The organism is Prevotella sp. E13-17, from assembly GCF_022024035.1.
In the GTDB taxonomy this organism is placed as follows: domain Bacteria; phylum Bacteroidota; class Bacteroidia; order Bacteroidales; family Bacteroidaceae; genus Prevotella.
In genome coordinates, this window is sequence record NZ_CP091787.1 from 721855 (window position 1) to 747968 (window position 26114).

27 protein-coding genes, 1 tRNA gene and 1 riboswitch are annotated in these 26114 nt (G+C 51.8%); of the genes, 21 read left to right on the forward strand and 7 right to left on the reverse strand.

Going from position 1 to position 26114, the window contains the following annotated elements:
* The first annotated feature begins 7 nt into the window (after positions 1–7).
* The 15 genes from L6472_RS02535 (at position 8) to thiD (ending at position 17478) form a co-directional block, all read left to right on the forward strand.
* The gene (locus L6472_RS02535) at positions 8–1768 is read left to right on the forward strand and encodes a RagB/SusD family nutrient uptake outer membrane protein (RefSeq protein WP_237806886.1); all 1761 of its coding nucleotides are present in this window, start codon (positions 8–10) and stop codon (positions 1766–1768) included.
* A 23-nt stretch (positions 1769–1791) separates the two neighbouring features.
* Positions 1792–3201: a DUF4960 domain-containing protein gene (locus L6472_RS02540; protein WP_237806888.1), complete on the forward strand. Its 1410-nt coding sequence runs from the start codon at positions 1792–1794 to the stop codon at positions 3199–3201.
* A gap of 35 nt (positions 3202–3236) precedes the next feature.
* A complete protein-coding gene (locus L6472_RS02545; RefSeq protein ID WP_237806890.1) occupies positions 3237–4856 on the forward strand; it encodes a glycoside hydrolase family 32 protein in 1620 nt (539 codons plus the stop codon).
* A gap of 291 nt (positions 4857–5147) precedes the next feature.
* Positions 5148–6854 (forward strand): DUF4980 domain-containing protein, encoded by a 1707-nt coding sequence (locus L6472_RS02550; RefSeq protein WP_237806892.1) that lies wholly within the window; start codon positions 5148–5150, stop codon positions 6852–6854.
* Positions 6855–6874: 20 nt separating this feature from the next.
* The gene (locus tag L6472_RS02555) at positions 6875–8035 is read left to right on the forward strand and encodes an MFS transporter (protein ID WP_237806894.1); all 1161 of its coding nucleotides are present in this window, start codon (positions 6875–6877) and stop codon (positions 8033–8035) included.
* A 4-nt stretch (positions 8036–8039) separates the two neighbouring features.
* The gene (locus L6472_RS02560) at positions 8040–8924 is read left to right on the forward strand and encodes a carbohydrate kinase (protein ID WP_237806896.1); all 885 of its coding nucleotides are present in this window, start codon (positions 8040–8042) and stop codon (positions 8922–8924) included.
* A gap of 505 nt (positions 8925–9429) precedes the next feature.
* Entirely contained in the window at positions 9430–10827 is a 1398-nt protein-coding gene (axeA1, locus tag L6472_RS02565) for an acetylxylan esterase AxeA1 (RefSeq protein ID WP_237806898.1), read from the forward strand.
* A 66-nt stretch (positions 10828–10893) separates the two neighbouring features.
* Positions 10894–11020: riboswitch (TPP riboswitch) on the forward strand.
* A 61-nt stretch (positions 11021–11081) separates the two neighbouring features.
* Positions 11082–11279 (forward strand): sulfur carrier protein ThiS, encoded by a 198-nt coding sequence (thiS, locus tag L6472_RS02570; protein ID WP_237806900.1) that lies wholly within the window; start codon positions 11082–11084, stop codon positions 11277–11279.
* Complete coding sequence (locus L6472_RS02575) at positions 11276–11896, forward strand: thiamine phosphate synthase (protein WP_237806902.1); 621 nt, start codon at positions 11276–11278, stop codon at positions 11894–11896. Before thiS ends, L6472_RS02575 begins: the two co-directional genes overlap by 4 nt.
* Positions 11889–12662, forward strand: coding sequence for a thiazole synthase (locus L6472_RS02580; RefSeq protein WP_237806904.1), 774 nt, complete (start codon positions 11889–11891; stop codon positions 12660–12662). Before L6472_RS02575 ends, L6472_RS02580 begins: the two co-directional genes overlap by 8 nt.
* 12 nt (positions 12663–12674) lie before the next feature.
* Positions 12675–14261: a phosphomethylpyrimidine synthase ThiC gene (gene thiC, locus L6472_RS02585; RefSeq protein WP_237806906.1), complete on the forward strand. Its 1587-nt coding sequence runs from the start codon at positions 12675–12677 to the stop codon at positions 14259–14261.
* A gap of 14 nt (positions 14262–14275) precedes the next feature.
* Positions 14276–15076, forward strand: coding sequence for a HesA/MoeB/ThiF family protein (locus L6472_RS02590; RefSeq protein WP_237806908.1), 801 nt, complete (start codon positions 14276–14278; stop codon positions 15074–15076).
* A gap of 7 nt (positions 15077–15083) precedes the next feature.
* Complete coding sequence (gene thiH, locus L6472_RS02595) at positions 15084–16217, forward strand: 2-iminoacetate synthase ThiH (protein WP_237806910.1); 1134 nt, start codon at positions 15084–15086, stop codon at positions 16215–16217.
* Complete coding sequence (locus L6472_RS02600; protein ID WP_237806912.1) at positions 16214–16750, forward strand: thiamine phosphate synthase; 537 nt, start codon at positions 16214–16216, stop codon at positions 16748–16750. Before thiH ends, L6472_RS02600 begins: the two co-directional genes overlap by 4 nt.
* Positions 16741–17478, forward strand: a complete 738-nt coding sequence (thiD, locus tag L6472_RS02605) for a bifunctional hydroxymethylpyrimidine kinase/phosphomethylpyrimidine kinase (RefSeq protein WP_237806914.1) — start codon at positions 16741–16743, stop codon at positions 17476–17478. The genes L6472_RS02600 and thiD overlap by 10 nt, the downstream gene beginning before the upstream one ends.
* A 12-nt stretch (positions 17479–17490) precedes the next feature.
* Here the strand turns inward: thiD and cmk are convergent, their stop codons facing one another.
* Positions 17491–18183 carry a (d)CMP kinase gene (cmk, locus tag L6472_RS02610; protein WP_237806917.1) on the reverse strand — a complete coding sequence of 231 codons (693 nt, stop codon included), beginning with the start codon at positions 18181–18183 and terminating at the stop codon, positions 17491–17493.
* Positions 18180–19124, reverse strand: a complete 945-nt coding sequence (gene porQ, locus L6472_RS02615; RefSeq protein ID WP_237806919.1) for a type IX secretion system protein PorQ — start codon at positions 19122–19124, stop codon at positions 18180–18182. The genes cmk and porQ overlap by 4 nt, the downstream gene beginning before the upstream one ends.
* Positions 19125–19293: 169 nt before the next feature.
* On the opposite strand from porQ, the gene L6472_RS02620 reads away from it, so the two are divergent.
* Complete coding sequence (locus L6472_RS02620; RefSeq protein ID WP_237806921.1) at positions 19294–19983, forward strand: hypothetical protein; 690 nt, start codon at positions 19294–19296, stop codon at positions 19981–19983.
* A 172-nt stretch (positions 19984–20155) separates the two neighbouring features.
* Here L6472_RS02620 and L6472_RS02625 read toward each other — a convergent pair.
* The 4 genes from L6472_RS02625 to L6472_RS02640 all read right to left on the reverse strand — a co-directional run bounded on the left by L6472_RS02625 (position 20156) and on the right by L6472_RS02640 (position 22784).
* Positions 20156–20243 (reverse strand) — tRNA-Ser (locus L6472_RS02625).
* Positions 20244–20304: 61 nt separating this feature from the next.
* Positions 20305–21096, reverse strand: a complete 792-nt coding sequence (locus tag L6472_RS02630; RefSeq protein ID WP_237806923.1) for a TatD family hydrolase — start codon at positions 21094–21096, stop codon at positions 20305–20307.
* Positions 21097–22071, reverse strand: a complete 975-nt coding sequence (locus L6472_RS02635) for a polyprenyl synthetase family protein (protein ID WP_237806924.1) — start codon at positions 22069–22071, stop codon at positions 21097–21099.
* A 17-nt stretch (positions 22072–22088) separates the two neighbouring features.
* Positions 22089–22784 (reverse strand): energy transducer TonB, encoded by a 696-nt coding sequence (locus L6472_RS02640; RefSeq protein WP_237806926.1) that lies wholly within the window; start codon positions 22782–22784, stop codon positions 22089–22091.
* 89 nt (positions 22785–22873) lie between these two features.
* On the opposite strand from L6472_RS02640, the gene L6472_RS02645 reads away from it, so the two are divergent.
* The 5 genes from L6472_RS02645 (at position 22874) to L6472_RS02665 (ending at position 25630) form a co-directional block, all read left to right on the forward strand.
* A complete protein-coding gene (locus L6472_RS02645) occupies positions 22874–23665 on the forward strand; it encodes a MotA/TolQ/ExbB proton channel family protein (protein ID WP_237806928.1) in 792 nt (263 codons plus the stop codon).
* Positions 23662–23973 carry a hypothetical protein gene (locus tag L6472_RS02650; protein WP_237806930.1) on the forward strand — a complete coding sequence of 104 codons (312 nt, stop codon included), beginning with the start codon at positions 23662–23664 and terminating at the stop codon, positions 23971–23973. The genes L6472_RS02645 and L6472_RS02650 overlap by 4 nt, the downstream gene beginning before the upstream one ends.
* A gap of 6 nt (positions 23974–23979) precedes the next feature.
* Positions 23980–24576, forward strand: coding sequence for a biopolymer transporter ExbD (locus L6472_RS02655; protein WP_237806932.1), 597 nt, complete (start codon positions 23980–23982; stop codon positions 24574–24576).
* The gene (locus L6472_RS02660; protein WP_237806934.1) at positions 24573–25034 is read left to right on the forward strand and encodes a biopolymer transporter ExbD; all 462 of its coding nucleotides are present in this window, start codon (positions 24573–24575) and stop codon (positions 25032–25034) included. The genes L6472_RS02655 and L6472_RS02660 overlap by 4 nt, the downstream gene beginning before the upstream one ends.
* A gap of 107 nt (positions 25035–25141) precedes the next feature.
* Positions 25142–25630, forward strand: coding sequence for an Lrp/AsnC family transcriptional regulator (locus tag L6472_RS02665; protein WP_237806936.1), 489 nt, complete (start codon positions 25142–25144; stop codon positions 25628–25630).
* Here the strand turns inward: L6472_RS02665 and L6472_RS02670 are convergent.
* Complete coding sequence (locus L6472_RS02670; RefSeq protein WP_237806938.1) at positions 25627–26106, reverse strand: dihydrofolate reductase; 480 nt, start codon at positions 26104–26106, stop codon at positions 25627–25629. The two genes, L6472_RS02665 and L6472_RS02670, sit on opposite strands and share 4 nt — an antisense overlap.
* Positions 26107–26114: the final 8 nt, after the last annotated feature.

Genomic DNA, 26114 nt, shown 5'->3' on the forward strand with positions numbered 1-26114 from the left:
GATAATTATGAAGACTATATATAAAGCATTTGTCGCATGTTGTGCGCTTGGTGGTTTAACTTCTTGCTCTGACTTCCTCGACGACCAACTGCCACAGGCTACACTGACCGAGGAACAAGCAAAGGATCCTGCTAATGCAGACAACATCCTTACCTCTGCATACGCTGGACTGGTAACCATCGAGGATATGAACGCCTCGTTCTCCTTGTGGAACTATGACACGCGCTCGGACGATGCATACGTTGGTGGTGCCGACCATTCTGATGGTACTCCTTTCCATAACCTGGAGCTATGTACCGGTGTGATGACCACCGACTGGAACTTCAGTTCCATCTGGACCAGACTCTATAAGTATTTGTCGCGCGTTAATCTTTGTCTTAATGTGCTGTCGAATGGCAATCAGGACGATGCAGCCGTTCAGGAGCGCATAGCAGAGATGCGCTTCCTGCGTGCCTACGGTCACTTCCAGCTGAAGCGCTTGTTCAAGAAGATTCCTTTTGTCAACAAGCCCAATCTGGAGGAAGATGATATTAAGAATATCTCAAATACCGAATACACCAACGACGAAGGTTGGATGCAGATCATCGAGGACTTGAACTATGCCTACGAGCATCTGCCTCAGACGCAGGCCGACAAAGGTCGTCCCAACAAGTCTGCTGCCGCTGCTTTCCTAGCCAAGGCTTATCTCTACAAGGCCTACCGCCAGGACGATGCCAACAGCAATCAGGTGACCAGCATCAACGAAGACGACCTGAAGAAAGTGGTGGAATACACCGAGCTCACCCTGTATCGTGGCTACGACCTTGAGGGCGACCTGCACAACAACTTCCGTCCTGAAGAAGCCTACGAGAATGGCAAGGAGAGCATCTGGGCCATTCAGTATTCAAAGAACGACGGTACGAACTACGGTAACCTGAACTTCTCAAATCGTCTGATTCCACCCGAGCTTGAAGGTATCTTGGGCGGTTGTGACTTCTACAAGCCCTCACACAATTTGGTGAATGCCTACAAGACCGACTTCGAGGGCCATCCCATGTTTGATGAGGCTAATGCCACAGACTATGCTGTGCTTGTAGGCAAGACCGTCGGCAACAGCCAGACTGTTGACCCGCGACTCTTTATCACCGTGGGCATGCCCGGTACACAGTTTATGTTCAATCCCAATCCCAAACTTACCATTGGTGAGGGCAAGCCTTGGAGTCGTTCTAATGGCAACTATGGCAATTTCATCTCTCTGAAGCAGTGCGTTGACCCCGACCTGACAGATAAGTACATCTTCAATGCAGACAACCAGTGGGCTACATCGATGAACCGCATCGTGTTCCGCTATGCTGATGTGCTGCTCATGCGTGCAGAAGCATTGGCACAGTTGAACAAGACCGGCGAGGCTATTCAGCTGGTGAACAAGCTGCGCAATCGCGCCAAGAGCATGCAGTCAAGCAGTGTTGTGGCCAACTATCCCAGTACGCTGAACGTACGTTTCAATGTGAAGCCCTACGAAGGCACTTACGACAAAGCCAAGACTTTGAGTATTGTCAAGATGGAACGTCGTCTGGAACTGGCTATGGAGTGCGAGCGCTTCTTCGACTTAGTGCGTTGGGGCGAAGCAGCCAGCGTGATCAATAACTTCTATGCCACCGAGAGCAAAAGTGCCAAATTCCTTGAAGGTGCACAATTCGTGGCCGACAAGAACGAATACCTGCCTATACCTCACGAGCAGATGGCTGCCTCTAATGGAAAATACACTCAGAACTGTGGTAATTGGTAATAAGAACATTTAAACTGAATATTATGAAGACTAAAATATTTAATATCATCTGTGCACTGATGGTTGCCTGCGGGTTTGCTGCCTGCTCAGACGATCATACAGGCAGTCTCAGCGTCGGTGGCGATTGTCTGGTGCAGAAGTTCGTGCTTAACGACCAGTACGAAGCAACCATCGACATGGCCACCAAGCTGATCAAAGTGAAGGTGCCCGTCGATTTTACCGCTAAGAACGACATGGTTGTCACCAGCATGATTGTTTCGCCAGGAGCATCCAGCAATATCAAGCAGGGCGACCATATCAATGTGGAAGCCGACCAGACCTTGCGCATCACCAATGGCGACCTGATGATGGAATATCGCATTGCCGTGCGCAATGACGAGGCCAAGCTCTATAACTTCTACCTTTCAGGCATCAAAGGTGCCATCAACGAAGAAGATAAGACCATCACTGTCTATGTGCTGGGCATCAGTGGCATCGACCTGAGCAATGCTTCCTTCACTGTAGATAATAGCGAGGATGCTGTCAGTTTCCCGGCCAGCGGTTCGACTGCCGATTTTAGCGATCCGAACAATCCGTTCCAGCTCACGCTGAACGATGGCACGGCTACTAATACATATACCGTGAAGATCGTGATGATCGATAAACCTGTAGCCATCTTCGCAGGCAACGCAGCTAATGTCGATGAACTGAAAGACGAGGAGAAGGCTGCTGCCAAATGGCTGACCAGCAATATTCAAGGCTCGGCTTATGTCTCTTGGGAACAGATTGCCAACTTCGACGGTCTGCTGGATGAGTGTAAGTTCATCTTCTTCCATCGCCAGACAGGTGCTTATACCTCCTTCTCTGGATTTGAGGGAGGCGAGAAGAGTGCCATGGATGCTCTGCCAAAACTGAAGGAATACTGGAAGAAGGGTGGCGCTTTCGTGCTGCAGCGCATGGGTGTTAACCTGGCAGCAGCGTTAGGTGCTATGCCACAAGACGGTTGTCCTAACAACTGTTGGGGTGGCAATGGCGAAGGTGGTCCACAGATGGGTGATGATCCCTGGACGTTGCCTGTCTTCGACAAGAACCATGCTTTGTGGCAAGGACTTGTTGTCAACCCTGCCAATCCCGAAGCCATTTACACGCTTGATAAGGATTACACCATCTGTAACTCAGCATCTCAGTATCACTGGGACGGCGTTTCCGACGAAGCCCTCTATCAGAAGTTCGACGAAGTGACCGGTGGTAAGGCTCGCCGCCTGACCGGACATGGCAACGAGATTTCTTCTTGGGAACTGAAAAACTACAATGGTGAGTTTGGAAAGGGTGGTATCATCTGTTTCGGTGCCGGTCTGCTCGACTGGTATTCTCCCACCGACTATACCTCTGTTTACCATGAGAACATGGGCAAGATTCTGATGAATGCCTATCATTATCTCACCGGTGAATAATCAATAACTGTCTAACCTTATATAAATAGAACAATATGAACACTAAAAGCATAAATAAACTGCCCCACACAATGACAGTGATGAGTTTTTGCTTGGCGGCCATTGCACTCTTTTCCTGCTCTGACGACAAGATTGTAGGCGATCCCGGCAAGGACTGGAATAGCAGCGAAGAGCGTTATTCGCCTGTTGACGAAGATGCTTTTTTGACCTACTTTAAGCCCGCACTTGGACGCGTAGGCGACCCCATGCCGTTCTACGACCAGAAGGCAGGCAACTTCAAGGTGCTCTATCTGCAAGACTATGACGACAATGCCAAGTATTGTTTCCACCCCTATTGGGGCGTTCAGACCACCGATGGATGTAACTATCAGTCGATTGGCGAGGTGCTGGCAGTAGGTAGCAACGACTATCAGCAGGATGCTGCGCTTGGCACTGGCTGCTGTTATTATAACGAGAGTGAAGGTCTGTACTATATTTACTACACTGGCGAGAACGCCGACTGTAAGGATCGCCAGGTGGTAATGCGTGCCACATCACCCGACTTCAAGACCTGGACGCGCGACAATCTTTGGCAGCTCCATGGTTCCGACTATGGCTATTCTGGCTGGGACTTCCGCGACCCACAGATCTTCGTGGCCGACGACGGTCTCTATCACATGGTTATCTCTACCAAGCCTTCCTACGGTGGCGATCCCAAGTTCGCCGACTTCAAGTCTGCCGATATGAAAAACTGGGAGCACGTCGGTCAGTTTAACATGGTGTGGGAGCGCATGTGCGAATGCCCCGATGTGTTTAAGATGGGCGAATGGTGGTATCTCGTGTTCAGCGAGGGACAGGCAGTCAACTGGAGCCGCAAGGTGAAGTATGTCAAGGCCAAGAGCTGGGACGAGCTGAAGACTTGCCTCAACGACCCCAAGGTGTGGCCCGACTATAAGGAAGGCGTGCTCGACAGTCGTGGTTTCTATGCCGGCAAGACGGCCTCAAACGGCACCGACCGTTATATTTGGGGATGGTGCCCATACCGTTCTGGCGCAGATATCGATGCCAAGAATGTCAATGTGGGTGCTGGCGGCGAGCCAAACTGGGGTGGTGCGCTGGTTTGCCACAAGATTATCCAGCACGAAGACGGCACCATCTCACTCGGCGAGGTGCCTGCCATGGCGGCCAAGTACAACAAGCAGCAGGCGCTTCAGGTGGTGGCCAGCAATGGTTACGCCAATAGTCAGCTCACTGGCGAAGACGCCTATGTGATGTTCGGCCGACTGGGTTATCACAACCACATCAGCATGACGGTGAAGACCGAAGGCAATGCCGACAGATTCGGCATCTCGCTGGTTCGCAGTGTCGATGCCAAAAAATACTATACGCTGATGGTAAACCCCGAGGCCGGTGGCGAAAAGCGCAAGGTGAACTTCGAGCAGGAGGGCGAGGAAGGCAAGGGCTTCATCGAGGCAATCGATGGCTACGAGGTTCCACGTCCTGAGGATAATACCTATCAGATTGATATCTACACCGACAACTCCGTTTGTGTGATATATATCAACGACAACGTCTGCTACACCAACCGCATCTATGGCATCCAGAATAACAACTGGAGCATCAACAGCTATGGTGGAATGGTGACCGTCAGTGACGTCAAAGTCAGTCAATATTAAATTAATACTATGATGATAATCTAAGGGGACAAGCATCATCAACGGCTATTGCGCCGTTGTGATATGCCCCTCAGACAATTAGGAAAAAATCGTTCATTGTGCTCAAAAATGTTGCTATGAACGATTTTTCCTATTGTTTGCAACAAGAATGATAACAGAAAAGAGAAAAAACATCTACTTTTGCAACCAACAACAATAAAAAAAACGTTTTGGTAAAAGGTTAGGTGATCATAAAAAGGTAAGAGATTGCGTTCGGGATAACATTGATATTGAAACTAAAAACTCGAATAGATGAACGCAAAAAAGTTATTATCATTCTTGACGGCTGTCGCAATGACAACAGGCATCATGGCGCAAGTGACGCCCATTGTGCTTGGCGACAGTCATGCCATGCTAAAGGTGACTCAACACTCACGCTATCTTCTGATACCCATACAGGAAACAGAAGACATCGCTTCTATTGCCGTGCTGGACGGACAAAACAATATGGTGCAGCGGCTCAACGTGAAGTTGGCCATTGACCGTGTTGACTATTGGGTGCCCTATGAGTTGCAGAATGCCTGCCTGATGGACATTGAGTTCCATGGCGATCGTCGTCAGAAGGGTGCTGTCAGCGAGTTTGTTTGCTGGCACGAGATTCAGTATTCTGATAGCTTCAACGTAGCCAATCGTGAACGATTCCGTCCGCTATACCATCACACACCGCAGTATGGCTGGATGAACGATCCCAACGGCATGTTTTATATGCCGTCGTCGCCGACAGGCAACGACGGGAAGACAGGTGCTGCCGGCGGCGTGTGGCACCTCTATTATCAGTATAATCCTTACGGTTCGCAGTGGGAGAACATGCACTGGGGCCACTCTACCTCGCGCGATCTCGTTCACTGGGAGTCACAACCCATCGCCTTGGAGCCTGACTGGCTGGGCAGCATCTTCAGTGGGTCGTGTGTGACCACCGGCGATTCAGTGGTGGCTTTCTACACTTCTGCCGGCATGCACCAGACGCAGTCCATGGCTGTCTCGAAAGATGGCGGACGTAGCTTCAAGAAATACTCGGGCAATCCGATTATGTTTACCAGCGATGTGCCCGACTTCCGCGACCCCAAGGCCTTCTGGAACGAGGATGCCAAGATGTGGAATCTCATTCTGGCTGCCGGTCAGGAGATGCGTATCTACTCATCAAAGGACCTGAAACAGTGGCAGTACGAGAGCTCTTTTGGCAAGGAGTATGGCAACCACAGTGGTGTGTGGGAGTGTCCCGACCTGTTCAAGCTCGACGATAAGTGGGTGCTGATTTGTAACATCAACCCTGGCGGACCCTTTGGTGGCAGTGCCACGCAATATTTCGTCGGCCACTTTGATGGTCATAAGTTCACCTGCGAGTCGATGCCCAAGGTGACGAAGTGGATGGACTACGGCAAGGATCACTATGCCACGGTGTCGTTCTATAATGCACCCGAGAATCGCAGGGTGGTGCTGGCATGGATGAGCAACTGGCAGTATGCCAACCAAGTGCCCACGAAGCAGTTCCGCTCGGCCAACTCAATCCCCCGCGATCTGGGACTGTTCACCTGTGGCGAGGAAACCTATGTCAGTGTGGTTCCGTCGAAAGAGATGCTGGCCCTCCGTGGTCAGAAGGTGAAACGTCCTACCGAGGCTTGCGAGATTGTGGTCGATGTGAAGTCGCAGGCCGAGATTGTGCTTTCAAACACCAAAGGTGAGCAGGTGGTGATGACCTATGATGCCGTTCGGCAGCAGTTTGTCATGGACCGCACGAAGGGGGGCGATGCCACCTTCAGCGAGACCTTCCCTTGCGTCACCGTTGCGCCCACCTATGGCCACATCAAGCAGTTGCGCATCTTCGTTGACCGTTGCAGCATCGAGGTCTTCGATGCCGAGGGCAAGATGGCCATGACCAATCTGGTGTTCCCGGCCGAGCCATATAACAACATCAAGGTGAAGGGCGGCAAGGCTGTTGTCTATCAAATTAAGTATTGAGAATCAAAACATTGAACGATATGAAACAGAATAAGTCTATTTATCTGATTCCCGTCATGCTCTGCTTCTTCTGCATGGGCTTTGTGGATTTGGTGGGCATTGCCTCCAATTATGTGAAGAGCGATCTGGCGCTGAGCGACTCGGTGGCTAACGTGTTTCCTTCACTGGTATTCTTCTGGTTTTTAATCTTTAGTGTGCCAACAGGCATGCTGATGAATAAGATAGGGCGCAAGAAGACTGTGCTGCTTTCGCTCGTCGTTACGGTCGTCTCTTTGCTGTTGCCTCTGTTTGGCGAGAGCTTCGGCATCATGTTGGTGGCCTTCTCACTGCTGGGTATCGGTAATGCCTTGATGCAGACGTCGCTCAACCCGCTGGTATCTACGGTGATGGGCGGAGGCAACTTGGCTTCTACGCTTACCTTCGGTCAGTTTGTGAAAGCCATCGCTTCGTTCTCGGCTCCCTATTTGGCTATGTGGGGCGCCACGAAGGTGATACCCGATTTTGACCTCTCTTGGCGAGTGCTGTTTGGCATCTTCTTCGTGGTGGGCGTCCTCTCCACCGTCTTGTTGTTTGTGACGCCTATCGACGAACCCGCCACCGAGGGCAAGGCCTCCTCGTTTATGGAGTGCCTGAAACTGTTGGGCACGCCCATCGTGCTGTTGTCGTTTCTGGGCATCATGTGCCATGTGGGTATCGATGTGGGTACCAACACCACGGCACCAAAGATTCTGATGGAACGTCTTGGCATGACGCTTAATGAGGCTGCCTTTGCCACGTCGCTATACTTTATCTTTCGCACCGTGGGCTGTCTGACGGGATCGTTCTTCCTGCGTGTGTTGAAGATGCGCACTTTCTTTATCGTCAGCATCTCGATGATGGCCTTGTCCATGTTGTTGCTGTTCATCGGTCAGGCACAGTGGGAACTCTATCTCGCCATCGCCCTGGTTGGCTATGGCAACTCGAACGTGTTCTCGATGTGTTTCGCCACTGCCCTTGAGTCGATGCCCGACAAACAAAACGAGGTGAGCGGACTGATGATCATGGGACTCTTTGGCGGCACCATCTTCCCGCTGCTGATGGGCTTCGCCAGCGACGGTTTCGGACAGGCTGGTGCCGTACTGGTCATGGCAGTCGGTGTGCTCTATCTCTTCACCTATATCAAACAATTAAAAACCGCATAGAACTATGAATGAGAAACGTTATGTAGTAGGACTCGGCGAGGTCCTGTGGGACGTGCTTCCCGAAGGCAAGAAACTGGGTGGCGCCCCTGCCAACTTCGCTTATCATGCCGGACAGTTCCTGGGCATGGACAACACGATTGCCGTGAGTGCGCTGGGCGAAGACCGTCTGGCTGAAGAGACACTGGATGCACTGCGCGAACACAACCTGAACGACCTGCTGCCTCGTGTGCCCTATCCAACGGGAACCGTACAGGTGCAGCTCGATGAACAGGGCATCCCCAGCTATGACATCAAGGAGAATGTGGCATGGGACAACATCCCCTACGATGAGGATATCCGTCAGATTGCCAAAAACTGCCGTGCCGTGTGCTTCGGTTCACTGGCACAGCGCAACGTGGTGAGCCGCACGACCATCCAGAAGTTCCTCGACGACACCCCTGCTGACTGTCTGAAGATTTTCGATATCAACCTGCGTCAGCAGTTCTACACGATGGAGATTGTCAAGGAGTCTCTGCAGCGTTGCAACATCTTGAAGATCAACGACGAGGAGCTGGTATTGATAGGACGCATGTTTGGCTATCCCGGTCTTGATATGGAAAACAAGTGCTGGCTCATCCTCGGCAAGTACAACCTCGACATGTTGGTGCTGACTTGCGGTACCAATGGCTCGTATGTGTTCACACCTGGTCAGATGTCGTTCCAGGAGACCCCGAAGGTGAAGGTGGCCGACACCGTTGGCGCCGGCGACTCGTTCACGGGTTCTTTCGTGGGTTCTATCCTCAATGGCAAGTGTGTGCCCGAGGCACATCGCACCGCCGTTCAGGTTTCGGCCTATGTCTGCACGCAGAATGGTGCCATGCCTGATATACCATCAGAGTTTGTGAAGTAAAATTATATCGTGCGCCACAGGCGCTCCAAGTGTGCATGAGGTCGTGTCTGTTACACGACCTCTTTTCATTTTCAATAGTTCTGCTTTTGTCTTGTTATAGTTCCGCTTTCGTCTTGTTATAGTGCTGCTTTCGTCTTGTTATAGTTTCGCTTTTGCGTTGTAATAGCTTTACTCTTGATGTCCATCCAGCCCCTAGATGTGGCGCATCCAGCCCCTGGAACGAGTCGTTTTAGCCCCTGGATGCGGTTGTTCTAAGGGCTGGATGTAGAGCATCCAGGGGCTAGAGAAGAAATGATAGCTTCGGTTTTAGACTTTAGAATTGCCACTTCTAGACTTTAAAAACGCCTCTTTTAGACTTTAAAACGACCCTCTCCAGACTGCCGTCTGACAGCCCCAAAGCCACGGTTGGACAACCCTATACCGCCAACTTTCCTGCCGAAAACCTTGGCAGTTTGGGATTTTTGTCATACCTTTGCGCGTTGGTAACTAACAACCAAAAACAACAATGAAACGACTATTACTCTTCGCATGCGCCCTGGTGGCCATGACCGTGCAGGCACAGACTGCACGCAAGTTCACAGTAAACATCACGCCCGACGGGGCTTCAAACATGGTGGCCTATCTGCCCGACATGCCGACGGGTAGGGCAGTGGTCGATTGTCCCGGTGGTGGCTACAGCCATCTGGCTCTGCAGCACGAGGGACACGACTGGGCTGCGTATTTCAATAAGCAGGGCATTGCCTACTTCGTGCTGACCTATCGCATGCCGAAGGGCGACCGTGATATCCCCCTGAGCGATGCACAGACAGCCATACGTATGGTGCGCGACTCTGCCGACTTCTGGCATGTGAACCCCTACGATGTGGGCATCATGGGCTTCTCGGCAGGCGGTCATCTGGCTTCATCTGTGTCAACGCATAGTGAGTTTGACTGTCGTCCCAACTTCAGCATCCTGTTCTATCCCGTCATCTCGATGAATCCGCGTGAGGGACATCGCGGAAGCAGCGAGGGCTTCTTGGGCAAAGAGGGACTGGAGAACGAACAACTGGTCAAGGAGTGGTCTAACCAGAATGCTGTGCGCCGCCATCTGACACCGCCAGCCGTCATCTTCACCGCCAGCGACGACCAGGTGGTGCCCGTCGTCAACAACTGCCTGCGTTACTATGAGTCCATGCGACGTGCAGGCAACGACTGCGCCATGTATATCTATCCCACCGGTGGCCACGGCTTTGGCTTCCGTGACAGTTGGACCTATCACAACCAGATGTTGAACGACCTGACCACCTGGCTCAATGCACACAAGGCCCCCCGCAAGGATGCCATCCGCGTGGCATGCATCGGCAACAGCATCACCGATGGGTCGGGCATTGACATGGCCGACCTGAAAGGCTATCCCGCACAGTTGCAGAAACTGCTGGGCAAGGGCTATCACGTGAAGAACTACGGCGTGGGAGCACGCACCATGCTGAACAATGGCGACCATCCCTACATGATAGAGCAGGCGTGGCGCGACGCGCAGGCTTTCCAACCCAACATCGTGGTCATCAAGTTGGGGACCAACGACTCAAAGGATTTCATCTGGAGCAAGCATTCAAAGGAGTTTGCGGGCGACATGCAGACGATGGTCAACGCACTGCGCAAACTGCCGTCTAATCCGAAAATCTATCTGTGTACGCCTATCAAGGCCTTCCGCGACAAGTGGGGCATCACCGACTCTGTCATCGTGAACGGTGTCATTCCCGCCATCCGACAGGTTGCCAAGAAGAACAAACTGACGGTCATCGACCTCCATGCGGTGCTCACCGATGAGGCCAGCATGACACACGACATGATACATCCCAACGAGAAAGGAGCAGGGCAGATGGCGAAAGCCATTGCCGATGCTATTCGACTAAAAGAATAATAAAAAGAAAGAAAAGCGGGATTTTTCTTTGCAATTTGGTAGATTATTCGTACCTTTGCACGCAGAATAAATTACTCGGGGTGCTTTTTGCTTACCTTTCTTATTGTAAATAAGAAGAAATGCAGGAGGCTGAGATTATACCCATTGACCTGATGCAGGTAATGCTGCCGTAGGGAATGAGCACTGATGATATGTATAAACCTCGGGTAAGGACCGTAAGTGGGTCTTTGCCCGAGTTTTTTTGTTTAAGAGGTATGACTATTAGACTAAATGGGAAAGAACAGCAGACAGCGGCTGCTACATTAGAAGAACTGGCACATGAACTAGGATTGCCTGAAAAGGGCATCGCCATGGCGATGGAGATGAGAATGGTACCGCGACAAGCGTGGGCTGAGACATGCCTCAACGCTGGTAGCGAAGTGATAATTATTAAAGCTGCTTGTGGCGGATGATACAGTTTATTAGTCATTACAACGACCAGTATAATTATTTGGACACGATTGCTCTGGCCCTGCAAGGCGGATGCCGATGGGTGCAGCTGCGCATGAAGAATGCGCCTGTCGATGAGGTGCGGCGTACGGCAAGACTGGCACAGCTGATGTGTCGCAGCGCCGGCGCCACGTTTATCATCGACGACCACGTGGAACTGGTGAAAGAACTGCATGCCGACGGTGTGCATCTGGGACTGAGCGACATGCCGATAGCCGAGGCACGCCGTCTGTTGGGTCCCGACTATATCATTGGTGGCACCGCCAATACGTTCGACGACGTGAAAGCACATGCTGAGGCAGGAGCCGACTACATAGGGTGCGGGCCCTTTCGGTTCACCACCACCAAAGAGCGCTTGTCGCCGGTGTTGGGACTGGAGGGCTACCGACAGATTGTGGAAAAGATGAAGAGCGAGCATATCAACCTGCCGATTGTTGCCATTGGAGGCATCACGGCTGCCGATGTGCCCGACATCATAAAGACAGGTGTGACGGGCATTGCCCTCAGTGGCGCCGTCATCAATGCGGTTGACCCTGTCGATGAAATGAAAAGATTGATAAAGATTGTAGATCATGAGTAAATTGGTAATCGCAGGTCGTGAGTTCAGCTCACGTCTGTTCCTGGGAACGGGAAAGTTTAACGACAACACCCTGATGGCAGAGGCTATCAAGGCAAGTGAGACGGAAATGGTGACGGTGGCCATGAAACGCATCGAACTGGGTGATAGGGATGACGACCTTCTGACGCACATCACGCAGAACAAAAATATACAGTTGCTGCCCAACACTTCGGGGGTGCGCAATGCCGAAGAGGCCGTGTTTGCTGCACAGATGGCCCGCGAGGCCTTTGGCACCAACTGGCTGAAACTGGAGATACATCCCGATCCGCGCTATCTGCTGCCCGACTCGGTGGAGACGCTGAAGGCCACCGAGCAGCTGGTGAAGCTCGGCTTCGTGGTTCTGCCTTACTGTCAGGCTGACCCCACATTGTGTAAACATCTGGAGGAGGCAGGCGCAGCCACTGTGATGCCCCTGGCAGCACCCATCGGCACCAACAAGGGACTGCGCATGAAGGACTTCCTGCAGATCATCATTGACCAGGCAACCGTGCCGGTGGTGGTCGATGCAGGCATCGGTGCACCCAGTCATGCAGCCGAAGCCATGGAGATGGGTGCCGACTGCTGCTTGGTGAACACGGCCATTGCCGTGGCAGGCGACCCCGTCAGGATGGCGGATGCCTTCCGTCAGGCGGTGATAGCAGGACGTCAGGCCTACGAGGCTGGCCTTGGAGCTATTGCCGAATGTGCTGAGGCCACGAGTCCTCTTACTGCTTTTCTTAACGCTTAATTATTCAGGAGTATGATCAACGACCATAAAGCTTACGCTCAACGTGAGAAGGCCTATATGCAAGGCACCATTTATCCCAGTGTGAAGGTGGGCATGACCAAGGTGAACCTGACACCCACTGTGACACGAGACAAAAAGGGAAAGACACACAAAGAAACCAACGCACCTATATATATATATGACACCAGCGGTCCTTACACGGACCCTAACTATCAGGTGGACCTGAAAAAGGGACTGCCACGCATGCGCCAACAGTGGATCGACGAACGCAGGGAGAAAGGCATGGGCGTCACTCAGATGGCTTGTGCCAAGGCGGGCATCATCACTCCCGAGATGGAGTATGTGGCTATTCGTGAGAATATGAACTGCGAGTCACTGGGCATCAAAACGCATATCACACCGGAATATGTGCGCGATGAGGTGGCTCGCGGGCGTGCCGTCATTCCTGCCAACATCCATCATCCTGAGAGTGAACCGATGATCATCGGTCGGAACTTTGCCGTGAAGATCAACACGAACATCGGCAATTCGGCCACGACATCGTCTATCGACGAGGAGGTGGACAAGGCTGTGTGGTCGTGTAAGTGGGGTGGCGACACGCTGATGGACCTCTCTACAGGCAATCATATCCATGAGACGCGCGAATGGATTCTGCGTAACTGTCCGGTGCCCGTCGGCACGGTGCCCATCTATCAGGCACTGGAGAAAGTGGATGGCAAGGTGGAAGACCTGTCGTGGGAGGTCTATCGCGACACGCTCATAGAACAATGTGAGCAGGGCGTGGACTATTTTACGATTCATGCCGGTATCCGTCGTCATAACGTTCACCTGGCCGACAGTCGCCTGTGTGGCATCGTGAGCCGTGGCGGAAGCATCATGAGCAAGTGGTGTCTGCTGCACGACAAGGAGAGTTTCCTCTACGAACACTTCGATGACATCTGTGACATCGTGGCTAAGTATGATGTGGCCTTGTCGCTGGGCGACGGCTTGCGACCGGGCTGCACTGCCGATGCCAACGATGCGGCACAGTTTGCGGAGCTCGACACCATGGGCGAATTGGTGGTGCGCGCGTGGGACAAGAACGTGCAGGCTTTTATCGAAGGGCCAGGTCATGTGCCTATGCACAAGATTCGTGAGAACATGGAACGCCAGTTGGTGAAGTGCCATGAGGCACCTTTCTACACGCTCGGTCCGATTGTCACCGACATTGCGCCGGGCTACGACCACATCACCAGTGCCATCGGTGGGGCACAGATTGCCTGGTTGGGCACGGCCATGCTGTGCTACGTGACGCCTAAGGAGCACTTGGCACTGCCTAACAAGGACGATGTGCGTGCTGGTATCATTGCCTACAAGATTGCGGCCCATGCTGCCGACTTGGCAAAAGGACATCCGGGGGCTTGCATTCGCGACAATGCACTTTCGAAGGCGCGCTTTGAGTTCCGCTGGCGCGATCAGTTCCACCTCTCGCTCGATCCAGAACTGGCCTTGAAATACTTTGAAGAGGCAGGGCACACCGATGGCGAGTATTGTACGATGTGCGGTCCGAACTTCTGTGCTGCCAAGCTGACGCACGACTTGAGACGATTGAAGAAGTAAACGACTGAAGACCGATGGAACTGTCCAACGAACAACGCAGGCGTTATAACCGTCACTTGATACTGGAGGGCTTTGGTGCTGAGGCTCAAGAACGTCTGTTGCAGTCAAAAGTGCTACTGGTCGGTGCCGGTGGCCTGGGGTCGCCAGTGGCTCTCTATCTGGCTGCTGCCGGGGTCGGCACGATGGGCGTGGTGGATGGCGATAGCGTGAGTATCACCAATCTGCAACGACAGGTGTTGCACAGCACAAGGGATATCAATCGCCCGAAGGTGGAGGTGGCACGCGAACGCATCGAGGCTCTGAACCCTGATGTAAGCGTGCATACGTATGAACTCTATCTGAACGAGGCCAATGCCATGAACCTGATAGAGCCGTATGATTTTGTCATCGATGGTACCGACAACTTTGCCACGAAGTATCTGGTCAACGATGCTTGTGTGATGCTGGGCAAGGCCTTCTGTATGGGTGGCATCAGTCGTTACAGCGGGCAGCTGATGACTCATGTGCCTGGTTCTGCATGCTACCGATGCTTGTTTCCTGAACCGCCAGCTAAAGAGGACGTGGAAACCTGTGCCATGGTGGGCGTGCTGGGGGCTGTTGCCGGCATGTTGGGCACGGTTCAGGCTACTGAGTGTGTGAAGTATCTGGCTGGGGTGGGGCAGTTGCTCACCAACGCCCTTCTCACCTTCGATGCGCTGACCATGCGGTGGCAGCGCTTTGACTTCGGACAACGAGACGACTGTGCTCTTTGCGGCGAGCACCCAACGATACATGAACTGAAGGAATATGCCTTCCGACCTTGTAAATCAAAATGAAAGAGATATGTTTTCTGACGAACTAAAGAATATCAACTGGGACGAGACGACCGAGCGTATTGCACGGATGACCGATGCCGACGTGCGCCGGGCATTAGGTAAGAGTCGTCTGGACGTGAACGACTTCATGGCTTTGCTCTCGCCCGCTGCCGAGCCTTATCTGGAGACGATGGCCCGACTGTCACGCCGTTACACCGAGGAGCGCTTCGGGCGCACCATGTCGATGTTTATTCCCCTCTACATCACTAACTCGTGTTCTAACTCATGTGTCTATTGCGGGTTCCACCGCGAGAACCCGATGGCGCGCACAATTCTCACCCCCGAGCAGATTGAGGATGAGTATAAGGCCATCAAGCAGTTGGCGCCTTTCGAGAATATACTGCTGGTCACGGGCGAGAATCCTGCCAAAGCGGGCGTGCCCTATCTGGCCAAGGCCATTGATATCGCCAAGCGATACTTCTCGAACATCAAGATAGAGGTGATGCCACTCAAGATGGAAGACTATCGGGAACTGACACACCATGGACTGAACGGTGTCATCTGTTTCCAGGAGACCTATAACCGTGAGCACTATCAGCTGTATCATCCACGTGGCATGAAGAGTCGTTTTGAGTGGCGCTGCGATGGGTTCGACCGGATGGGACAGGCTGGTGTGCACTCCATCGGTATGGGCGTACTCATTGGACTGGAGAAAGAGTGGCGTACCGACGTGACGATGATGGCTCACCACCTGCGCTACTTGCAGAAGCACTACTGGCGCACCAAGTACTCTATCAACTTCCCTCGCATGCGCCCGGCACAGAACGAGGGGTTCCAGCCTAACTGCTTCATGACCGATCGTGAGCTGGCACAGTCCACCTTCGCCATGCGTATCTTCGATCACGACGTGGATATCTCTTACTCTACCCGTGAGCCTGCTTATATACGTGACAACATGTGTACGCTGGGTGTGACCACCATGTCGGCAGAAAGCCATGTGAATCCTGGTGGCTACCACACCTATCCACAGGCACTGGAGCAGTTCTCGGTGAGCGATGAGCGCACGGCCAGGGTGATCAACGCCCGACTGAAAGAGTTGGGGCGCGAGCCTGTGTGGAAAGATTGGGATGCTTCGTTCGATTATGTTAATCGTGCCGTATGACAATTGTTATAACCCGTCCAGACTTCTTTGATGGTGAAGCAGAGCGCATCACCGAACTGCTGCACAGCGGCAGGGCTGACTTAGTGCATATCAGAAAGCCACAAGCCAGTCGTGAAGAGATGATGCGATTACTAATAGCGTTGCCAGGTGACATCTACGACCGGCTGGTGTTGCACGATCATCATCAGTTGGCCGTAGTATGTCATTTACATGGCGTCCACTTGAACAGTCGCAATCCGCAGCCACCGGCAGGATGGACTGGGACTGTCAGCATTTCGTGTCACTCGTTCCAAGAGTTGGCCGAGTGTCGTCGCAAGCCCTATGACTATATGTGCCTGAGCCCCATCTTTGACAGTATTTCGAAAGAAGGGTATCGCTCTGCTTTTACGCGTGAACAGATAGCAGAAGCCAGAGCAAAGGGAATCATCGACGAACGTGTGATGGCGCTGGGTGGCGTGACGTTTGACAGAGTGGAAGAGGTGATGGAAATGGGCTTCGGAGGAGCCATGATACTGGGCGACGCATGGAGATAGTACTGAGCATAGCAGGCAGTGACAGCAGTGCTGGTGCCGGCATTCAACAAGACTTGAAAACCATCACGGCGTTGGGATGCTATGGGGCCACGGTGATAACGGCGGTCACATCGCAGAACACCATGGGGGTGCAAGATGTGATGGCTGTGCCTCAGCAGGTGGTGATGAGCCAGATGACGTCGGTCTTGTCTGACCTCGACGTCAAGGCTGTGAAGATTGGCATGGTTCCTAATAGGGAGGTGGCGGAAGGTATTGTGGAGGTGTTGGAAAGGTTCGCTTGTGAAAACATTGTCTATGACCCAGTCATGATATCTACAAGTGGCACGCGGTTGATGACAGATGATTGTATATCGTATGTGCAGCACCACTTAATGCCGCTCTGCACACTTGTCACACCGAACATCCCTGAGGCTGCTGTGCTCGATCTGCAGGCATTGCATGACGCTGGCGTCGCCTATCTTGTGAAGGGCGGTCATGCTGATGGCGAGGAGATGACCGACAGACTGTATCTGGCTGATGGCGCACAACGAGTGTTCTCTTCGGCTAAAATTGCAACGACCAACCTGCATGGAACGGGGTGTACGCTCTCAAGTGCTATAGCAACCTTTTTAGCCAAAGGTGCATCACTGACCGAGGCTGTTGCTCTGGCAAAGGAACATATAAAAAGGGCCATTCTCGCGGGGCGTCACCTTGGCGTGGGTCACGGGAATGGTCCTTTATGGTTTTAAGAGTACCTTTTCTTATTTGTTGATGGCCTCGTTATAGCGCTCCATCAACCATTCGTCTTGCTCGGGAATGGTCATGTGGCTGTTGTCGAGCAAGAGGGCATCGTCAGCCTGACGAAGGGGCGACACCTCACGATGAGAGTCGATGTAGTCGCGCTCCTGCACATTCTTCAGAATGTCGGCATAGTCGGCAGGCATTCCTTTTTCCTTTAACTCATCGAAGCGACGCTGTGCACGAACCTCGGCCGAGGCGGTCACAAAGATCTTCAGTTCGGCATCGGGGAACACCACGGTGCCGATGTCGCGTCCGTCCATCACGACGCCTTTGTCCTTGCCCATCTGCTGCTGTTGTGCCACCATTGCCTCGCGCACAAAACCCAGTGTGGCGATGGGTGACACATGGTTGCTCACCTCCAGCGAACGAATCTCCTGTTCCACGCACTCACCGTTGAGGTAGGTGTCAGGGCGGCCGGTCTCAGCATTTAGTTGGAACGATATGCTGATGTTGGCCATCTGTTGTTTCAACTCGTCGGTCTTGATGCTGCCATCCTCGCAAAACAGATTGTTGCGCAAGGCATAGAGGGTGACCGAACGGTACATGGCACCGGTATCTACATAGATATAGCCCAGTTTGCGAGCCAGTGCCTTTGCCATCGTGCTCTTACCACATGATGAGTGGCCATCGATGGCTATCGTAATCTTTTTCATAGTGTATAGCTGAAATTAATGATTAATGAAGTGCTACTAACATGATATTTGCCATAGGCAACGTGCAACTTGAGGCGCTCTAACGACATACCTGCACCCAATGACAAACCAGCACCGTGTGAGGATGTATCTTCGCCGGCGTTGATCTTCATCTCTGAGGCACGCATGCCATTATAGCCAGCGGCAACATAAAACTGATCGGTGAGCAACAGGTCGGCACCGAGCACCACGTGCTTGCCAATGCCATATTCCCAGTCGTTCAGTCGTACCAGTGTTGCCGAGAAGCGCAGGGGCGAACCAATCAGTCGTTTGGTGACACCCAGTTGCAGGTCGAGTGGGATGCGCTCGAAGTCGTCTTCGTAGGCTTTAATCTGCCCACCCAGGTTGCGTGCCACAGCACCGATGCCCCATTGTGACGCTTCGTCGAAGTAGTGCAGTCCCAGGTCAACAGCCACTGCCATTGAGTTATAGTTGCCAATATATGAGGCTGCCCACTTGGCAGTGATGCCACCGCTGAGATGTTCGGAAAGTCCGTAAGCAAAGGTGCCACCCAATGCAAAATCGTTGGCACGGAAAGTGCCAGTCTCTTGATGGTCGTAGGTGGTCTGTTTCATCTCTCCGAACGAGATGAAGCGTCCCTGTATTCCCCATGTGCTTCTTTCGCCTAAAGCACGCGTATAAGAGGCCGAACCAGTGAGCGTCCCTTGCATATACGTCATCATGTTCAGGTTCATGGTGCGGTCTGTCACATTGTTGATAAGGGCGGGGTTGTGGAATACCAGTGAGGCATCGTCTTCGTCTATCGACACATTGTCACCGCCCAGCGCAGCAACATGGGCACTGACAGGCAACCGCAGGAAGTTGAATGCGGTCTCACTGTCTTGGGCCTTCGCCCATAGGGTGAAGACCGACAACAGGCATAACAGAACGGTTCTTCTCATTGTTTATTCCGAAATTGACGGCAAATATACAAAAAATATATGCCATTACTTTATTATAACGTGTTATTTTATGATTTATTTCGGAATAGTTTTGTATATTTGCAGCCGAAGCCTGTTTCTTTACGGGTTTTTCATTGAGAAAAGTAACTAATTAATAATGTGTATAATCATGGGAAATATCAAGAAACTGTTGTTTGTATTTGTTGCATTGATGCTGGCAACCACCACTGTTCATGCTCAGACTCACAAGTATTACGACACCAAACATGAGGTTGGCGTCTCGGTTGGTGTTGGTGCTAATACGGAGATTATTGGTGCTATCGGCGATGCTGTAGAGATTGTAACTACCAATGTGGTACTGCCTATATTGACGGGGGGCTACAGTCTTGAGAGTCAGAAATACACCTATGGCGATGCGTCCTATTATCCGACGGTTGCTGTGGAGTATTATTATCATGTTAATAGAGTCATTGGCCTGGGTGGCATCATGGCCTACAACGGAATGAGTCGCGATATGTTTGTCACGGTAAAGGATAATAATACCGGCGCACGAAGTACGCAAAAGACGGGCGTGGCCAAGCGTCATAACTTCAGCATCATTCCTACGGCTAAGTTCGATTGGTTGCGCAAAAAGAACTTTGGCATGTATTCAAAGTTGGGTGTTGGTGTCAGTTTCCTCAATGAGAGTCAGAAAGATGATGCAGCAGGTGGAACAGACTATAGCAACACCGATGCCGTTGTCAACTTCCAGTGTTCGCTTTTAGGCATAGAAGTGGGAAGTCAGCGTTTGCGTGGTTTTGTTGAGGCGGGTGTTGGCGAACGTGGTATCTTCTCTGCTGGACTGCAATATAAATTTTAAATAGAAAAAACGCCAAGCTCATGCTTGACGTTTTTTGTTTGCGGAGAGAACAGGATTCGTGCTCGACCTGTAAGGGCGCTTTCACAAAGCAAAGCGACTGAAAGAACCGTGAGAACCTGTTGTCAACGCAATAGAAAAAACGCCAAGCTCATGCTTGACGTTTTTTTGTTTGCGGAGAGAACAGGATTCGAACCTGCGAACCGGTTTTGCCGGTTACACGCTTTCCAGGCGTGCCTCTTCAACCACTCGAGCACCTCTCCTTTTACAATGCGAGTGCAAAGATACTAATTAGTGAGCAAAACACAAAATAAAAGTGATTATTTATTTTGCCTTAAACACTCTTTCCACATTTTCTGTAGTCTGCCTGCCAATCTCCTTTTCGCTCACGCCGTAGCTCTTGGCTAAAAGTGCGATAATGTGTGGAATATAGGCACTCTCGTTTCGTTGTCCACGCATGGGAACGGGCGCCATATAGGGCGCATCGGTTTCCAGTACCAGACGGTCGAGTGGGACAGCTGCTGGCAGAACCTCGGGCAGATGACTCTTTTTAAATGTAGATACACCACCGATGCCCAACACAAACTGCGGGAACTGTAGCAGCTCGCGCGCCTCTATCTCGTTGCCTGTGAAGCAGTGAAACACACCGCCTGGCAATTCGTCGGCATAGCGCTTTAGAATGGCAATCATCTCGTTTTGTGCCTTTCTGCAATGAATCATCAGTGGCAGTCTGGTTTCTACAGACCAACGGACCTGTTCCTCGAAGGCTTCCAGTTGTTCCTGCTCAAACTCCCGACTCCAGTAGAAGTCCAGTCCCACCTCGCCTATAGCCAGTACCTTTTGCCTGTTGGCATCCAGCAGTTGGCGTATCGCTCTCAACTGCTCTTGCCAGTCGGCATGCACCTCCTCAGGATGCAGTCCGACCATTGGGTAGAGGAAATCCGGATGACGGTCGCAAAGTGCCAGAATACGTTGTGAAGAAGCAAGATCGATGGCTGGTATGAAGAGGGCGGTGGCTCCTGCTTCACGAGCACGATCCATCACCTCTTGGCGGTCGGCATCAAACTCCTCGCCATCGATGTGTATATGCGTATCAATGAAGTTTAAGTCCATCATCTATTTCTTGCGCTTCATCATCTCGTCGGTATAGTTCAGCAACAGTTGTTTACGTTCTTCGCTGACGTTGACCTTAGCCAGATACTTGCGACATTCGTTGAAGTAGTAGTTGATTTTTTCCTCACACAGCTGACGAATGCCAATTTCGTCGTAGAGCGCTGTCACGGCATGTACTTTTTCCTCGCGGTCAAACTCCTTAGCCTCAATCCAGTGCATCAGTTCGCTGCGCTGCTTATCGTTGGCGCGGTTCACTGCATTGATGAGCATGTAGGTCTTTTTGTTGGAGGTGATGTCACCGCCAATAGCTTTGCCAAAAACTGCGGGGTCGCCATACACATCGAGCAGGTCGTCTTGCAGTTGGAATGCTAATCCCAGCTGCTCGCCAAACTTATAGAGATGATAAGTGTCCTCTTCGGAGGCATCGGCCAGGATGGCTCCAATCTTGGTGGCACAGGCCAGTAGTACGCTGGTCTTCAAGCGAATCATCTCAATATATTCTTCTTCGGTGACGTCGTTGCGCGTCTCGAAGGTCATGTCGTACTCTTGTCCTTCGCCAATCTCGAGTGCTGTTTCGGTGAACACCTCCAGTACGGCCTGCAGATGTCGCGCATCACATTGCATCATGCGCTGATAGGCCAGCACCAGCATCGAGTCGCCCGAGAGGATGGCCTTGTTAGCATCCCACTTCTTGTGCACCGTCTTATGACCGCGACGCAGGTCGGCATTGTCCATCAGGTCGTCGTGCAGCAAGGTGTAGTTATGATAGGTCTCCAAACCCAAGGCGGGCATCATGATGTCTTCGGGCTGGTCTTTGTATAGTTGGTAGGCAAGGAGCATCAGCACCGGACGGATGCGCTTTCCTCCAAGAGACAGCACATAGCTGATGGGGTCGTAGAGTGATGTGGGCTTTCGGTCATAGCTCATGCCGTCGAGGGCGGCGTTTACTTTCTTTAGAATGTCGTTTGCGTTCAACATAATCTCTATTGCTTTTTTTACAATTTAAATATTACGGGGATGCACACCTTGGTGCGACAGGGCTTTCCATCCTGAATGCCGGCAGTCCAGCGGGGCATGGTGCGCAGTACGCGCAGTACCTCGTGATCGCAGGCTGGATGAAAAGAAGAAACCACCTTGACGTCGGTCACCGAACCGTCTTTGTTGACGATGAACTCTGCCACCACCTTACCTTGTTTCTTGGCTTGTTGCAGGTTGGCAGGATATTTCAGGTTGCGTGTGAGCCATTTCATAAACTCCACCGGACCACCGGGAAACTGTGGCAGATCCTCAACCACTCGGAAACTCACAGCCTCTTCGTCGGGTGGGGGAGGCGGTTCCATCTCGTCATCCACGGCATCCATGTCGCTGCTGAGGTCAGTCTCTACAGGCTCTTCGTCCGTCTGTGGCTTGTTGTCTTGCGTTTGGTCGTCGGGCTTCACCACCAGCTTCATCGTGGGCTTTGGCTCAGCCTTGGGCGCCAGCGCCAGCTCATCCTCTGTTCTCATCAGCGACGAGAGGTCTTCATCGTTGGACAACATCTCCAGCAGATCCGGGTCGTCAAGGGGGTCGTCGGGGGTTATCGTGTACTCTAATGCCACGAACAAGCAAGCCAACGCAACAATCAGTCCCAGCAGGAACCGTTCGGTGCGCTTGCCTTCCAAATCAGCCTTATCGCTCTTCTTTATCTCCATTGACGCGGCAAAGGTACTATTTTTCTTTTTAATTACGACATCTTTTGAAATATTATTATTACCTTTGCCACGCAAAACGAAAAAAGATTATGAAAAAGTTTTTGTTTATACTTGTCGTACTCCTGCTGACCATCGCCGCAGGCGAAATCATGGCGCAAGACAGTCTGGCTAATATCTCTGTCGAAGAGATGGTTGGCGAAGAGGATATGGCTGCCTTGCAGGAGATGGCCGATGGCGACATGAGTTTCCACCAGCAGCTGAAGACCAAGTTTGTGGAAGGCACGGCCGGCTTTATGTCGCTGGTAGCCATTGCACTGGTGCTGGGCATGGCTGTCTGCATTGAGCGCATCATCTATCTGACACTGTCGGAAATCAACGCAAAGAAACTGTTGGAGGACATCGAGAAGAAGGTGGAATCCGACGATGTAGAGGGCGCCAAGACCCTGTGTCGTAACACACGCGGTCCTGTTGCCAGCATCTGCTATCAGGGACTGATGCATGTGAAAGACAGCATGGACACCATCGAACGATCTGTGATGAGCTATGGCTCGGTACAGACAGCCAAGTTGGAGAAGGGCTGTTCGTGGATACGTCTGTTTATTGCCATCGCCCCTTCGTTGGGTTTCTTGGGTACCGTGATCGGTATGGTGATGGCCTTCGACCAGATACAAGAGGCTGGCGATACCAATGCCACGATTGTGGCATCGGGCATGAAGGTAGCCCTGATTACCACCATCTTTGGTATTATCGTTGCGCTGATTCTGCAGTTGTTCTATAACTTCATTCTTTCTAAGATAGAGCATCTGACCTCGCAGATGGAAGAATCGGCTGTTTCGCTGCTTGATATTATCTCAGAACAAAAGTCAAAGCAAGGGAAATGATAGACGTCATACTCTATACCATCTACATCCTGTTGGCCGTGGGCATTGGGCTTGCATTGTGGTCGGCACTGCGTCATGTACGTGTGACACCGCTGATGCTGGGCGTAGCAGCAGGCATGTTGATCATCCTGACGCTGACCTATTTTCTGGCCGACACCACACCGCTGACCATCAATGGCCGTACGTTTGATGATGAGTTCTGGTTGCGCGTCAGCGACATGCTCATTTGGACATCGGTTGTGCTGATGCTGATAGCAGTCTTGGGTGTTGTGATCAGCGCCACGGGGTTGGGACGTAAACTAAAGTAATTGATCATGTTTCGAAGACGAGAGCAGAGGGACGTACCCGAATTGAACACCACATCGACAGCTGACATCTCTTTCATGTTGCTGATATTCTTCCTCGTTGCCTCATCGATGGACGATGTGGACAAGGTGATGCCTCGCCAATTGCCCCCTCCCGAGGAGAGCGCTCAGGTGCAGGAGTTGGTGGTGAAGCAACGCAATGCCCTGGTACTGAAACTGGATGCCGACAACCGTCTTACTTGTAATGATGAGGCAATCACCCCCGAGGCGCTGACTGAGCGTGTAGAGGAGTTCGTGGCCAATACGAACAACGCTCCCTCGCTGCCAGAGAAGAGTCGCCGCGAGGTAAACCTGTTTGGACTTTGCGAGGTCAGCGACAAGCACGTCATCATGATTGATGCCGACCGCGGTGCTACCTATGATGCCTATTTCCAGATGCAGAATGCCATAGCCCGTGGCTATATGCACCTGCGCAACCAGCTGGCACTGCAGCACTTTGGCCGTCCGCTGACCAAATGCACGCCTGAAGAGCGTGAAGCTGTCCAGATGGTCTATCCTCAGCGTATCAGTGACCGCAGCGAGACAGAGGAAGGAGGTGAGAAATGAGATTCAATCGCTATTCTTTCCGAAAGAAGCCGCGTCCCGATGTGCCCACGCTGAACACCGCCTCGCTGCCAGACCTGATTTTCACGGTGCTGTTCTTCTTTATGCTGGTGACCCACATGCGTAGTGCCGAGGAAAAGGTGCAATACACCATACCGCAGGGGCGAGAATTGCAACAGCTGACCCACAAGGCCGCCAACTGCTACATCTTTATTGGTCGCCAGCCTGGTGCCGCCCCCGACGAATACAGCATTCAAATCAACGATAAACTGGTGAAGCTGGCCGATGTAGAGAAATACGTAGAGGCAGAGCGTGCCAAAATGGCCAGTGATGACCAAGCCTACATGACTGTCACCATCAAGGCCGACAAGCAAGTGCCCGTGGGTTTGATTACGGACGTGAAGAAGGCGTTGAAGAAAACTTATGCGTTGAAAATCAACTATTCTGCCAGCGAAAAATAGAACATAAATGTTTTGATTTGAAACATTTATGTAAAAAATGACTATAAAGTATTTGTACAAATGGAAAAAAAATATTATCTTTGCACGGATAATACATTATATAAGATATGGCAAATCAGAAACTTGATCGCTTAGATAAGCAAATACTGAAACTTATTTCTGAAGATGCGCGCATTCCTTTTCTGGAAGTTGCTCGCGCATGCAATGTCAGTGGTGCTGCTATTCACCAGCGCATCCAGAAACTGACCAATATGGGCATTTTGAAAGGCTCGCAGTTCGTGATTGATCCTGAGAAGGTGGGCTACGAGACTTGCGCTTTCATTGGCCTGAACTTGAAGAATCCCGAATCGTTCGACGAGGTGGTAGAGAAACTGAAAGGTATGCCTGAGGTAGTGGAGTGCCACTATACTACAGGTAACTATGACTTGTTTATCAAGGTTTACGCCTTGAACAACCACCACCTGCTCACCTTTGTTCACGACAAGTTGCAGCCTCTGGGATTGGCGCGTAGCGAGAGCCTCATCTCGTTCCACTCGCCCATAGACCGTCCGCTCCCCATCGTTGACATGATCAACGCCGAGGAAGAGGAAGTTTAAGCCGGTACATAGTCAACAAAAGCATAAGCGTGCGAATGGCGCTCGTCGGTCGAGTGTTGTTCGCGCGCTTTCTCTTTCCACTGGCTGTAGTCGGGGAAGAATGTGTCGGCCTGTGCCGGCACATCGTCTATTTCGGTCAGACATAGGCGGTCGGCCTTGTCGATCAAGTTGCGATAGAGGCTGGCGCCACCAATGATATAGATGTCTTCGTCAGGGGCGCATGTCTTGATGAAGTCGTCCCAGCTTTTGAAACACTCACAGCCAGGCAGTTGGCTGACCGATGTTGACAGCACGCAGTTGCGGCGATTGGGCAGTGCTCCTTTAGGCAGACTCTCGAAGGTGCGTCGTCCCATCACGATGGTGTGGCCCGTGGTCAGCGCCTTGAAGCGCTTTAGGTCGTTGGGCAACCAATATATCAGTTTATTCTCAAAGCCGATAGCCCTATTTTTGGCTACGGCAGCAATCATTGAAATCATATTTAAAA

Coding starts and splice junctions, on each gene's coding strand:
- L6472_RS02535 (WP_237806886.1), top strand. CDS start 8: ATGAAGACTATATATAAAGCATTTGTCGCATGTTGTGCGCTTGGTGGT.
- L6472_RS02540 (WP_237806888.1), top strand. CDS start 1,792: ATGAAGACTAAAATATTTAATATCATCTGTGCACTGATGGTTGCCTGC.
- L6472_RS02545 (WP_237806890.1), top strand. CDS start 3,237: ATGAACACTAAAAGCATAAATAAACTGCCCCACACAATGACAGTGATG.
- L6472_RS02550 (WP_237806892.1), top strand. CDS start 5,148: ATGAACGCAAAAAAGTTATTATCATTCTTGACGGCTGTCGCAATGACA.
- L6472_RS02555 (WP_237806894.1), top strand. CDS start 6,875: ATGAAACAGAATAAGTCTATTTATCTGATTCCCGTCATGCTCTGCTTC.
- L6472_RS02560 (WP_237806896.1), top strand. CDS start 8,040: ATGAATGAGAAACGTTATGTAGTAGGACTCGGCGAGGTCCTGTGGGAC.
- axeA1 (WP_237806898.1), top strand. CDS start 9,430: ATGAAACGACTATTACTCTTCGCATGCGCCCTGGTGGCCATGACCGTG.
- thiS (WP_237806900.1), top strand. CDS start 11,082: ATGACTATTAGACTAAATGGGAAAGAACAGCAGACAGCGGCTGCTACA.
- L6472_RS02575 (WP_237806902.1), top strand. CDS start 11,276: ATGATACAGTTTATTAGTCATTACAACGACCAGTATAATTATTTGGAC.
- L6472_RS02580 (WP_237806904.1), top strand. CDS start 11,889: ATGAGTAAATTGGTAATCGCAGGTCGTGAGTTCAGCTCACGTCTGTTC.
- thiC (WP_237806906.1), top strand. CDS start 12,675: ATGATCAACGACCATAAAGCTTACGCTCAACGTGAGAAGGCCTATATG.
- L6472_RS02590 (WP_237806908.1), top strand. CDS start 14,276: ATGGAACTGTCCAACGAACAACGCAGGCGTTATAACCGTCACTTGATA.
- thiH (WP_237806910.1), top strand. CDS start 15,084: ATGTTTTCTGACGAACTAAAGAATATCAACTGGGACGAGACGACCGAG.
- L6472_RS02600 (WP_237806912.1), top strand. CDS start 16,214: ATGACAATTGTTATAACCCGTCCAGACTTCTTTGATGGTGAAGCAGAG.
- thiD (WP_237806914.1), top strand. CDS start 16,741: ATGGAGATAGTACTGAGCATAGCAGGCAGTGACAGCAGTGCTGGTGCC.
- cmk (WP_237806917.1), bottom strand. CDS start 18,183: ATGAAAAAGATTACGATAGCCATCGATGGCCACTCATCATGTGGTAAG.
- porQ (WP_237806919.1), bottom strand. CDS start 19,124: ATGAGAAGAACCGTTCTGTTATGCCTGTTGTCGGTCTTCACCCTATGG.
- L6472_RS02620 (WP_237806921.1), top strand. CDS start 19,294: ATGGGAAATATCAAGAAACTGTTGTTTGTATTTGTTGCATTGATGCTG.
- L6472_RS02630 (WP_237806923.1), bottom strand. CDS start 21,096: ATGATGGACTTAAACTTCATTGATACGCATATACACATCGATGGCGAG.
- L6472_RS02635 (WP_237806924.1), bottom strand. CDS start 22,071: ATGTTGAACGCAAACGACATTCTAAAGAAAGTAAACGCCGCCCTCGAC.
- L6472_RS02640 (WP_237806926.1), bottom strand. CDS start 22,784: ATGGAGATAAAGAAGAGCGATAAGGCTGATTTGGAAGGCAAGCGCACC.
- L6472_RS02645 (WP_237806928.1), top strand. CDS start 22,874: ATGAAAAAGTTTTTGTTTATACTTGTCGTACTCCTGCTGACCATCGCC.
- L6472_RS02650 (WP_237806930.1), top strand. CDS start 23,662: ATGATAGACGTCATACTCTATACCATCTACATCCTGTTGGCCGTGGGC.
- L6472_RS02655 (WP_237806932.1), top strand. CDS start 23,980: ATGTTTCGAAGACGAGAGCAGAGGGACGTACCCGAATTGAACACCACA.
- L6472_RS02660 (WP_237806934.1), top strand. CDS start 24,573: ATGAGATTCAATCGCTATTCTTTCCGAAAGAAGCCGCGTCCCGATGTG.
- L6472_RS02665 (WP_237806936.1), top strand. CDS start 25,142: ATGGCAAATCAGAAACTTGATCGCTTAGATAAGCAAATACTGAAACTT.
- L6472_RS02670 (WP_237806938.1), bottom strand. CDS start 26,106: ATGATTTCAATGATTGCTGCCGTAGCCAAAAATAGGGCTATCGGCTTT.